This window comes from Pararoseomonas baculiformis (assembly GCF_017813395.1).
In the GTDB taxonomy this organism is placed as follows: Bacteria; Pseudomonadota; Alphaproteobacteria; order Acetobacterales; family Acetobacteraceae; genus Roseomonas; species Roseomonas baculiformis.
In genome coordinates this window covers 1-11,122 of sequence record NZ_JAGIZB010000027.1, presented here as the reverse complement: position 1 = coordinate 11,122, position 11,122 = coordinate 1, and the positions used below count along the sequence as shown (strand labels likewise).

8 protein-coding genes are annotated in these 11,122 nt (G+C 71.5%); 6 read left to right on the top strand and 2 right to left on the bottom strand.

Annotated features, from left to right (window positions below; all coding sequences use genetic code 11):
• The first annotated feature begins 129 nt into the window (after nt 1-129).
• Both J8J14_RS20555 and J8J14_RS20550 read left to right on the top strand, forming a co-directional pair.
• A complete protein-coding gene (locus J8J14_RS20555; RefSeq protein ID WP_245216025.1) occupies nt 130-1,128 on the top strand; it encodes a diacylglycerol/lipid kinase family protein in 999 nt (332 codons plus the stop codon).
• Nucleotides 1,125-1,886: a metallophosphoesterase family protein gene (locus J8J14_RS20550; protein WP_209381429.1), complete on the top strand. Its 762-nt coding sequence runs from the start codon at nt 1,125-1,127 to the stop codon at nt 1,884-1,886. The genes J8J14_RS20555 and J8J14_RS20550 overlap by 4 nt, the downstream gene beginning before the upstream one ends.
• Before the next feature lie 81 nt (nt 1,887-1,967).
• Here J8J14_RS20550 and J8J14_RS20545 read toward each other — a convergent pair whose 3' ends face one another.
• Both J8J14_RS20545 and J8J14_RS20540 read right to left on the bottom strand, forming a co-directional pair.
• The gene (locus J8J14_RS20545; RefSeq protein ID WP_209381428.1) at nt 1,968-4,271 is read right to left on the bottom strand and encodes an MHYT domain-containing protein; all 2,304 of its coding nucleotides are present in this window, start codon (nt 4,269-4,271) and stop codon (nt 1,968-1,970) included.
• 107 nt (nt 4,272-4,378) lie between these two features.
• Complete coding sequence (locus J8J14_RS20540; protein ID WP_209381427.1) at nt 4,379-5,572, bottom strand: MFS transporter; 1,194 nt, start codon at nt 5,570-5,572, stop codon at nt 4,379-4,381.
• A 4-nt stretch (nt 5,573-5,576) separates the two neighbouring features.
• Here J8J14_RS20540 and J8J14_RS20535 point away from each other — a divergent pair, with 4 nt between their 5' ends.
• The 4 genes from J8J14_RS20535 (at nt 5,577) to J8J14_RS25175 (ending at nt 10,619) form a co-directional block, all read left to right on the top strand.
• Nucleotides 5,577-8,642, top strand: a complete 3,066-nt coding sequence (locus J8J14_RS20535; protein WP_245216024.1) for a helicase-related protein — start codon at nt 5,577-5,579, stop codon at nt 8,640-8,642.
• Between the two features lie 9 nt (nt 8,643-8,651).
• Entirely contained in the window at nt 8,652-8,960 is a 309-nt protein-coding gene (locus J8J14_RS20530; protein ID WP_209381426.1) for an RNA-binding S4 domain-containing protein, read from the top strand.
• A 109-nt stretch (nt 8,961-9,069) separates the two neighbouring features.
• Entirely contained in the window at nt 9,070-9,402 is a 333-nt protein-coding gene (gene fdxA, locus J8J14_RS20525) for a ferredoxin FdxA (protein ID WP_209381468.1), read from the top strand.
• A gap of 281 nt (nt 9,403-9,683) precedes the next feature.
• On the top strand, nt 9,684-10,619 hold the full coding sequence (locus tag J8J14_RS25175) for a CarD family transcriptional regulator (protein ID WP_245216023.1): 936 nt from the start codon (nt 9,684-9,686) through the stop codon (nt 10,617-10,619).
• Nucleotides 10,620-11,122 lie beyond the last annotated feature (503 nt).

Sequence of the window (11,122 nt, the reverse complement as noted above, 5' to 3'; positions counted from 1 at the left end):
CGGCATCCCCTTCGGGCAAGGGAAAGGGGCGCGGGCCGAGAGGTCCGCGCCCCTTTTCGCAACCGGGCCGCATCCCCTGGCGTTCGCCCGCCGGAAGCGGGGGATCCTGTGTCGGATGATCGGCAGCCCATGATGCGGGCCGTCCTGGTGATGAATCGCCGCGCCGGCACCCTGTCCGGCCGTCCGGAGCTGCCCGGCCTCATCGAGGCGGCGCTTCGCGAAGGTGGCTTCGACCTGACCGTGATCCCCGAGGCGGCGGCCCCGGACATCGACGGCCAGTTCGAGGCTGCCCTGGCAACGGGCGCTCCCATCGTCATCGTCGGCGGCGGGGATGGCACGATCCGCAGCGTGGCCGCCCGGCTGGCGGGCACGGAGCGCATCCTCGCCATCCTGCCCCTGGGCACGCTGAATCTCCTGGCCCGCGACCTCGGCATGCCACTCGATCCGCTGGAGGCCGCACAGGCGCTTTCCCGCGCCCGCCCGGCCAGCATCGACCTGGGCGAGGTGAACGGGCAGCTCTTCACCTGCCAGTCCGTCATCGGCCTGCCCAACACGCTCGGCCGCACACGCCAGCGTTTCCGCCGCAAGAGCGGGCTGCATGCGGTGATACGCGTGGTGCTGGCCGTCATTCGCGCCCTGCTGCGCCAGCGCCCCATGCGGCTGGCCGTGATGGCTCCGGGCTGGCGGAAGCCCTGGCGGCTCTGGACCCGCGCCATGTCCATCGTGAACAACGGCTACGAGGAGGGAACGGGGCTGATGTTCCACCGCGCGCGCCTCGATGGCGGCACCCTCTCCCTCTATGTCAGCCGGAACTTCTCGGTCGGTTGGACCGCGCGGATGCTGATCGCCATGGCGCTTGGCAGCTGGAAACGCTCCCGCGACATCAACATCCTCACCAGCCCCGCCTTCACCATCCATTCCCGGCGCTCCCGGCTGCTGGTGATGAATGACGGGGAGGGTTCGATCCTCCGCACCCCGCTGGAATACAGGCTGCGGCCCCGCGCGCTCCGCGTGCTGGCCCCGCCGAGGGAGGCCGATACGATGGCGAGCGCCCAACTTTCCCCATCAGCGACACCGGAACCACCTGCGGTGGCCGCGGACGGACCACCTGCGGTGGCCGCGGCATGAGGGTCATCGATCATATTTCGGATCTGCATTTCTGCCGCGTGGACCAGCGTGCGGCCGATGCGCTGCTCACGCGGCTGAACGAGGATCCGGCGCATCTCGTCGTCATCTCGGGCGACCTGACGATGCGTGCCCGCCGCCATGAATACCGGGCCGCGCGCGCCTTCCTGGATGGGCTGAACCCGCCCTGGATGGCCGTGCCGGGGAACCACGACATCACCGCCTATTATCCCTGGGAACGCTTCCTGGATCCTTTCGGCCGCTGGCAGGCCCTGATCGACCCCGAGACGGAGCCGTTCTTCGAGGATGAGGAAATCCAGGTCATCGGCCTGAACACGGTTTCCCGCGGCGGGCTCCACCTGCAATGGGAAAACGGGAAGGTGCCCCGCGCGGGGCTGCTGCGCCTGCTGCGGCGGCTGCGGCGGATGGATGATGGGCGCTACCGGATCGTAGTCGCCCATCATCCCTTCCTCGCCCCGCCGGAGCAGCCCGGCACGCCGGTGGTCGCGCGGGGGGAGCGTGCGCTGCGCAACCTCGCCCGCGGGGGCGTGCGGCTCGTGCTCTCCGGCCATCTCCATATCGGCTATCACAACATCCACCGGATCACCGCCGAAGAGGGCAACAACCTCACCATCCTCCAGGCCGGCTCCGCCATCTCGACCCGCCTGCGGGGAGAGGCCAATGCCTATAACCGCGTGGTGGTGGAGAATGGCCGCGCGCGCTGGACCTCCCATCACTGGGACGGGGCGGAATGGCGCTGAGCGGCCTGGCGCCTGGGGAAATGCCGCGCCGGCCCTGAGGCCAGGCCGGCATGATCCCTGAACAGCACGTGGTCGCGTTGTCTAGCCAGCCCTGGGCCCGGTGATCCGCCGTTCGTCCAGCGCGATGATGCGAGCGCCCGTGGGTTGCGTCGCGGCGGCCACAGCCTGCGCGAGCGCGGCCTGGTCGAAGGGCTTGCCCAACCGCAATACATGCCCCTGCGCCTCGGCCGGCAGGTCGGCATAGCCGCTGACCAGAAGCACGGGCATGCCCGGGTGAAGCGTCCTCAGCGCGGCGACCAGCTGCATGCCTGTTATTCCCGGCATCACCTGGTCCGTCACCACAAGGTCGAAGTCATGCCCCGCACCCAGCTGGGCCAGGGCTTCGGCCCCGGAGGATGCCGGCACCACGCGATGCCCCAGATCCTCGAGCATCGCGACGCTGTTCGCGAGAACCAGCGCGTCGTCATCCACCACCAGAATCGAAAGGGGCGTGGGCGGAGCCGGCACGGGCGGTGCCGACACAGCCGCCTCGCCCCTCGGCTCGGGCTCGGCGGCGGGGAGCCAGATCTCGCAGGTCGTGCCGCGCCCGAGCTCGCTCCGCAGCAGCAGGCGGCCGCCGGATTGCGCCGCCAACCCTTGCGCCATGGGAAGGCCCAGCCCCGTGCCCTTCCCGATCCCCTTGGTGGTGAAGAAGGGCTCGGCAGCACGGGCCAGGGTCGCGGCATCCATGCCCATGCCCGTATCCGTGACGGAGAGCAGCACGTAGCGGCCGGGCTTCAATCCCTCGGACGCGCCCGGCGCAAGCTCCGCCTGATCGGCCGAGATGGTCAGCGTGCCTCCTTCCGGCATCGCATCCCGCGCGTTCACCGCCAGGTTCAGCACGGCCAGCTCCAGCTGGTTCGCATCCACATGGGCCGGCGGCAGTTCCAGGGGGAAATGCGTGTCGATGCGCACCATCGGCCCGATCGAGCGGCGAAGCATCTCCGCCATGCCGCGCACGAGGTCCGGAACATCCACCGCGCTCGGCGTCAGGTTCTGCTTGCGGGCGAAGGCCAGCAACCGCTGTGTCAGGCTCGCGCCGCGCCTTACCCCCTGCAGCGCATTCTCCAGCAGCGCCGCCGCCTTCGGGTCTTCCGGCAGGCGCTTCCGGAGCAGCTCCAGATTGCCCATCACCACGGCCAGGAGATTGTTGAAGTCATGCGCCACGCCGCCCGTGAGCTGGCCGATAGACTCGATCTTCTGGGACTGGCGCAGGGCTTCCTCGGTGCGCCGGCGCTCGGTGACGTCGGCCAGGCCGCCCAGCACGCGCAGCAGCCCGCCCTCCTCGGCCCGTTCCACCCGGGCGGAGGCCAGCACGTCCCGGAAGTCGCCGGCCCGGGTCACCACACGGTACTCCACCTCCCGCAGCTCGCCGGCCTTCAGCAGGGCCGGCCAGTCCTGGTGCATGAACTGCCGGGCGGAGGCCTCGGTCATGAAGTTGATCAGGGGGCGCCCCACCACCTCATCCCGCCCATAGCCCATCAGGCCGAGCCAGGCCTCGGTCACGTCCTCGATCCGCCCTTCGGCGTCCAGGGAATGCAGGGGAAGCGGCGTGCGCTGGTAAAGGGCGCGGAAGCGCTCCCGGCTCTCGCGCAGCGCCACCGCCTCCCGCTCGGCGAGCAAGGCGAAGCGCCGGTCGAACATGGCCGCGACCAGGCTCAGGAAGAGGATCAGGAAGGTGGAGGTCGCGACCGCCAGGGCCAGCGTCACCTGGTTCAGGCTGCTCCAGCCATGCGCCGCGTCCACATTCGAATGCGCCGTGAAGGCGGCACCCTGCATGCCGGCATAGTGCATGCCGGATACAGCGAAACCCATCACCACTGCCGCGCAGGCCCGCATCGGCATGCGGCTGACCTGCACGGAGAGCCAGAGGGCGACCGTCGCAGCCCCGATCGCGATCAGCACGGCCACGGCCACCCAGAGGCGTGCATGGCGGAGATCGGCCGGCATCTTCATGGCCGCCATGCCCACGTAATGCATGGCCACGATGCCCAGCCCCATCAGCAGCCCGCTCGCCAGCAGCAGGGGCAGCGAGCCTTCCGCCCGGCTGACCAGCATGAAGCTCAGCCCCGTCGCGCCGATGGCCAGTGCGAGGGAGAGCAGGGTGAGGCCGAGATCGTAGCTCACCTCCATCCCGGGCACGCTGAAGGCCAGCATGCCGACGAAATGCATGGCCCAGATGCCGCCGCCCATGGCCACCGCCGAGGTGCCCAGCCAAGCCTTCCGTGCGAGCCCCGTGGAGGCCCGGGTCCGGCTCGCAAGGTCCAGCGCGGTGTAGGACGCGGCCATCGCGATCAGGATGGAAAGCACCATCAAAGCGCTGTCATGCGTCCCGGCGATCATCATGGCTGGCCGAAATCCTCCTCAGCGCGAGGTGTAACGTTCATGGGTCTGGAACGCCGCATATCCCTTGCACTGGAAAGGCAGTCACCGGAAGCCCGGGCCGCCGCGCCTCATCGCCCGGCCCGCCACCGCCAGGCTACGGGCAAGGCCAGGAGGCACAGCACCGCCATCGCCAGGAAGGCAGCGCCACCGGCGCGCGCGTAGAGCCACCCGGAGGCCAGCATGCACATGGCCTGCGCCCCGGTGGTGCCCAGCGCCGCATGCAGGCTCTGCGCGGCCAGGGCCTCGCCCGGGGGCGGGTTGGCCGAGAGCCAGCGCATCGCCCCCATGTATTGCGCACCGAAGGTCACCGCATGCAGGGCCTGCAAGGGCACCAGGGCCCAGATCTCGGTGGTCAGCGCCATGCCCACCCAGCGCAGGATGCCCGTGCCCGCGGCCAGGAGCATCAGCGCGCGCGGGCTCATCCCGCCCAGGAGGCGCCTGGCCCAGAGGAAGAGCAGCACCTCCGCCAGCACCCCCTCGGCCCAGAGCAGCCCGATCGTCTCCGCAGAATGCCCCGCCCTGGCCCAATGGATGGAGGAGAAGCCGTAGCAGGCGGCATGGGAGCCCTGGACCAGCGCGCTGATCGCGACCAGCCGCCCGAAGCCCGGCCGCCGCAGCAGGTGCAGGGCGAAGGGCCCGCGCAGCCCGCCCGCCCCGGCCGGCCGGGGCGGCGCCCGCTCGGGCCGGGGCAGCACCCAGGCGGCCAGCACGGCGGCGGCATAGGATCCGCCGAGCAGCCAGGGCACGGCGGCATAGCCCGCCCAGGCCGCCATGCCCCCCGCCCCCACCGCGCCCAGGATGAAGGCGGCCGATCCGGCCGCGCGCACCGGCCCGTAATCCACCCCCGCCCGGCGCGTGGCGGCCAGCGCCATCGCCTCCCCCACCGGGCTGAGCGGGGACATCGCCGCCGCGAAGAGAAGCTGCACGCCGAGCACCGCCCAGAAGCCCTCGGCGGGCAGGAAAAGGGGCGCGGCCAGCGCGGCAAGGGCCGCGCAGGGGATCATCACCAGGCGCCCATCCCCGATCCGGTCCGCGAGCCGGCCCAGGGCGGGGCTGACGAAGAAGCGGATCAGCGAGCCCGCGAACAGAACCTGCGCCACCGCCTCCGCCCCCAGCCCCTTTCCCGCCAGGAAGGGCGGCAGGAAGGGCATGCTCACCCCCACCCCCAGGAAGCTGGCGGCCAGGAGAAAGGCGAAGCGGGCCAGGGGTGCGGCAGGCGGTGGGGCGGGCGGCGGCGCGGCGTGGGCCGCGGAATCTGGCAAGGGCATGGGCCGGCACACCCTCTTCGCTGCCTATGCGCTTGCCAAGCCCGCCCGGGAGCGCCACACGTTCCCGCAGATGAGCCCCGTCTCCGACCGCCAGATGTTTGCCTCCCGGGTGAAGGCCGTTCTCGGCCCCACCAACACCGGCAAGACCCATCTGGCCATCACCCGCCTGCTGGCCCATTCCAGCGGCATCATCGGCTTCCCGCTGCGCCTCCTGGCCCGCGAGAACTACGACCGCATGGTTGCCGCCAAGGGCGAGAAGAACGTCGCCCTCATCACCGGTGAGGAGAAAATCCTCCCGCCCGGGGCGAAGTGGTTCGCCTGCACGGTGGAGGCGATGCCGCTGGACCGGCGGGTCGAGTTCGTGGCCGTGGACGAGATCCAGCTCTGCGCCGATCCCGACCGGGGCCATGTCTTCACCGACCGGCTGCTGAACGCCCGCGGCCTGGTCGAGACCATGTTCCTGGGCGCCGAGACCATCCGCCCCCTGCTGCAGCGCCTGGTCCCCCAGGCCGAGGTCGAGAGCCGCCCGCGGCTCTCCCAGCTCACCTATGCCGGGCCGGCCCGCCTCACCCGCCTGCCGCCCCGCAGCGCCGTCGTCGCCTTCTCCGCCGGTGAGGTCTATGCCATCGCCGAGGCCATTCGCCGCCGGCGCGGCGGCTGCGCCGTGGTGATGGGCCGCCTCTCCCCCCGCACGCGCAACGCGCAGGTGGAGATGTACCAGAACCGCGAGGTGGACTTCCTCGTCGCGACCGATGCCATCGGCATGGGGCTGAACATGGATGTGGACCATGTCGCCTTCGCCGGGCTGCAGAAGTTCGACGGCCACCGCCCCCGCCTTCTCACCCCGCAGGAAGCCGCGCAGATCGCCGGCCGCGCGGGCCGCGGCATGCGCGACGGCACCTTCGGCGTCACGGCGGATTGCCCGCCCCTGGCGGACGACTTCGTGCAGAAGATCGAAGGCCACCACTTCGAGCCGCTGACCACCCTGGCCTGGCGCAACAGCGACCTCGACCTCTCCAGCGTGGATGCGCTGCTCGACAGCCTTGCCCGCCCGCCGCCCTTCCAGGGCCTGGCCCGCGGCAATGACGCGACCGACCACATCGCCCTTGAGCACCTCTCGCGCGACCAGGACATCCGCAGGCTGGCCCAGGGGCGCGCCCGGGTGCGCCTTCTCTGGGAAACCTGCCAGATCCCGGATTTCCGGAAGCTGGCCGATGAGAGTCACACACGTTTCTGCGCGCGTGTCTTCCGGCATCTCGCAGAGGATGGCAGGCTGCCCGAGGACTGGGTCACCTCCCAGATCCGCTATCTCGATAACACCGAGGGTGATCTCGACACGCTGATGGCCCGGCTTGCCGGCATCCGCACCTGGACTTATGTCGCCGCCCGCTCCGACTGGCTGAAGGACGCAACCGCCATGCAGGAGGCCGCCCGCGCCGCCGAAGACCATGTCTCCGACGCGCTGCACGAACGCCTGACCGCCCGCTTCGTGGACCGCCGCGCGGCCCACCTCATCCGCAAGCTCGACGAGGGGGAGGAGACACTCCTTTCGGCCGTCGCGCGGAACGGGGAGGTCACGGTCGAGGGCCATGTGGTCGGCCAGGTGAAGGGCTTCCTTTTCGAGACCGCGGCCGACGCCGAGGACGAGGAGGAGCGCCGGGTGATGCTCCGCGCTGCCCGCCGGGCGCTGCGCGAGGAAATGCCGCGCCGGGTGGCCGCGATCGAGGCCGCGCCGGACGATGCCTTCTCCCTTACCAAGTTCCAGCGCATCGCCTGGAAGACCGAGGGCGACAGCGAGGCGCATGAGGTCGCCAAGCTCAAGCCCGGCACCACGCCGGAAAAGCCGGTCATCGAGCCGATTGACTCCGAGTTCGTGGACGGCGCCGACCGGGAGCGCATCCGCGCCAAGCTCGCTGCCTGGTTCGACGCCCTGGTCGCGCGCGACTTCGCGCCGCTGATCGAGGCCGAGGCCAAGGCTGCGGAGGATGCGGAACTGCGTGGCCATCTCTTCCGCCTGCGCGAGTTCCTGGGCCTGCTGCCCGGCGGAACCGAGCGCGAGATCACCCCGGAGCTCCGGGCGAAGCTGAAGGCCATCGGCGTCCGTGCCGGCCGCTTCGCCCTGTATATCCCGGAGATGCTGAAGCCGCGCCCCATGGCGCTGCGCGCACAGCTCTGGGCGCTGAAGGCCAATTCCGCCGTGCCGGACCTGCCCGGCGGCGGCCTTGTCTCCATCACCCCGCCGCGCGACTGGCCGCGCGGCTTCGGCGCCACGATGGGCTGGGTCCAGGCTGGCCCCGCCCTGGTGCGGCTGGACGTGGCCGAGCGCATCGCCGGCGAGCTGGGCCACCTCACCCGCCGCGCCCCCGCCGCCCTGCCCGTGGATGTCGCCAGCCGCCTCGGCGCCAAGGCTGACACCCTGCCGGCCGTACTGAACGCCCTGGGCTTCCGCCTCGTCGCGCCCGAGCCGCTGGCCGAGGACGCCTTCGGCCCGCCCGCGCCCCAGATGGTCGCCGCCCGGCGCGAGGACCAGCAGCGCCAGCGCGGCGGGCAGGAACGCCGCGAGCGTGACCGCAACCGCCCCCGGCGCGATGCCGGCCCGGCGCGGAAGAACGCCGAAGCGGCCCCGGCCGACGGTGCCGCGGCCCCGGAAGGTGCGGAAGCCGCACCCGCGGAGGGCAGCGCCGCACCGGCCGAGGCACCAACCGAGGCCCGCCCCCCGCGTGGCCCGCGACGCGACGAGCGGCAGGGCCGCTCTGGCGGTGACCGGGCCAATGACCGGGCCAATGACCGAGGCGGTGACCGCGGCGGCAACCGCCAGGGCGACAGGGGTGGTGACCGCGGCGGCGATCGCCAGGGCAACCGCGAGGATCGCGGCCCGCGCAATGGCCCGCGCGCCGATGGTGGCCGTGGCCCGGGTGGCGGCTATGGCAATGGCCCCCGCCGCGATCGCCGCGACGACGCTCCCCCCACCCCTCGCCCGGTTTTCGAGCCCTCACGCGGGAAGGGCCCGGACCCGGACAGCCCCTTCGCCGTGCTGGCGAGGCTGAAGCTCGGCAAGTCCTGATCCCACCGGATGGCGGAGGCTGAGGACCGGGACTGGCAGCGGCTGGACAAGTGGCTCTGGTGCGCGCGCCTGTCCAAGACGCGCTCGGCCTGCGCCGCGCTGGTGGAGCGCGGGGCGGTGCGGCTGAACCGCCAGCCCGTGGACAAGCCCCATGCGCGGCTGCGCCCCGGCGACATCCTGACCCTCGCCGTCGGGGGGCCGGAACGGGGCGTGGTGAAGGTATGGCGGGTGCTCGCCCTGGCCGGGCGCCGCGGTCCTCCGGCCGAGGCGCGCAGCCTCTACGAGGACCTGGAAGGGCCTTCCGCCGGGCCGGCCTGAACGGCACGCGGCCCTGCCCGGCCGATTCCCCGGCTTGCATGCCGCGTCCGCTCAGTCCATCTGGGCCCGCTGAGGGGCTTTTTTCGCCCGCGCCGTGAAGGGGCTGATCGTGACCTACGTCGTCACCGAGAACTGCATTCGCTGCAAGTACATGGACTGCGTCGAGGTGTGTCCGGTGGACTGCTTCTACGTCGGCGCGAATATGCTGGTGATCCATCCGGACGAATGCATCGATTGCGGCGTCTGCGAGCCGGAATGCCCGGCCGAGGCCATCTTCCCCGACAGCGATGACCGCGCGACCGATTGGGCCGAGCTGAACCGCACCTATTCCGCGCAATGGCCGAACATGGCCCGCAAGGGCGAACCACCGGCCGATGCCAAGGAATGGGATGGCAAGCCCGGGAAGAAGGCGCTGTTCGACCCCTCCCCCGGCGAAGCCTGATCGCGCGCTCCTTCTCTCGCCTCCGGGCCAACCGGAGGCGCCGCACCGCGTTCCCCGCTGAAGGCGCGTCCATCCCGGGGCAACGTGACGGAATCGACTTTTCGTGATATGGCCTGCGGCGGAACGGAAGCATCCTCCCGCCGCGCCTTTCCGGCCGGTGGCGGGAGCGGTCGCGCCGCATGGCATGAAGGGCCCCGCCCCCGTGGGGCTTGGCGCCCCAGCACAGCCTTGCCGGAGCCACTCCGGTCCGGGCCGGCGGCGCCGCAGGGATCGCGGAGAGCATGATGAAGGCACCCGCCGGGAGCAAGGCCTCCCCTGCATCATCCCCCGGCAAGGCCGCGGGCAAGGCAACCGCCCCGGCCGGCGAGGCGAAGCCGGCACCCAAGGCGGCCGCCAAGCCCATGTCCACCGCCCGCAAGACCGAGGCCCCCATGAAGGCCGAGGCACCGGCGAAGCCCGAAGCGCCGGCGAAAGCCGGAGCCCCCACCCCGAAGGCCGCCACAGAGCGCCCCTCACCTTCCGCCAAGCCCGAGGCGCCGGCCAAGACCGACAGCCCCGGAAAGGCCCCCACCGATAAGGCACGCGCCACCGAGCGCGCCGGAGCAAATCCCGGAATGGCAGAATCCCAGGCGTCCGCGCCAACCCCGCCCGCCGCTGAGCCCATCATCCAGGCGCCCATGCGCCCGGCCCCGCCGCCCAAGCCGCTGGGCAATGCGGGGAAGGACTTCAAGGCGGGCGATTTCGTCGTCTATCCCACCCACGGCGTCGGCCAGGTGCAGGGGATCGAGGACGTGCCGGTCGCGGGCCAGAGCCTCAAGGTGATCGTCGTCACCTTCGAGGAGAACCGCATGACCCTGAAGGTCCCGATGGCCAAGGCGGCCTCCTCGGGCCTGCGCAAGCTCGCCTCCGACAAGGTCATGGGCGAGGCGATGGACACGCTGCGTGGCCGCGCGCGCATCAAGCGCACCATGTGGTCCCGGCGCGCCCAGGAATACGAGCAGAAGATCAACTCCGGCGATCCGATCGCCATTGCCGAGGTGGTGCGGGACCTGCACCGCAACGCGGGCCAGCCGGACCAGTCCTTCTCCGAGCGCCAGATCTACGAACTGGCCCTGGACCGCCTGGCGGCCGAGGTCGGCGCGCTGGACCGGACGGACAAGGCGACGGCGACGCAGAAGCTGCTCGACACGCTGAAGACGGTCGAGAAGGAGAAGTAGGGGCCGCCACCAGCGCCGCCCCTGCCGCGAGGCGACTGCCAGCACAGCGCCTCGCGCATTTCCATCGCCCGAGCGATCCGCCCGCCCCGGTTCGCCACGCGACTCTGGAAGGGCCCGGCCGCCCCAGCCTGATCCTGCAGGGCGCCAAGATGAAGATGGTGCCGCCGGCGCCATACAGGACCGTGCCCTGTCGGGCGCAACGGAACTGCCCCTCTTGGATGCCAGGCACAAGCTGCTGATGCGGCCCGCAGCCTGGGACACCGCCGCGGCTGCAGGGGGAGGTGTTTCGCCAGTGGCGCTGCGCCCCGCCGCAGGGCCGGACAGGCAGGGACGCGCCAAAGCCGCGTCGGGGGGCCTGCCCGGGGACGCCACAAAAAAAACTAGGCCGGCAAAGTCGGCTGGCAGGCAGTCTGTTCCAGTTGGGCCAGGTAGGCTTGTGGATCGCGGCGGAACCGGGTTCGCAGTGTCCGGGCATGGCGTCGCTGTTCAAGACGCTGGCGAAG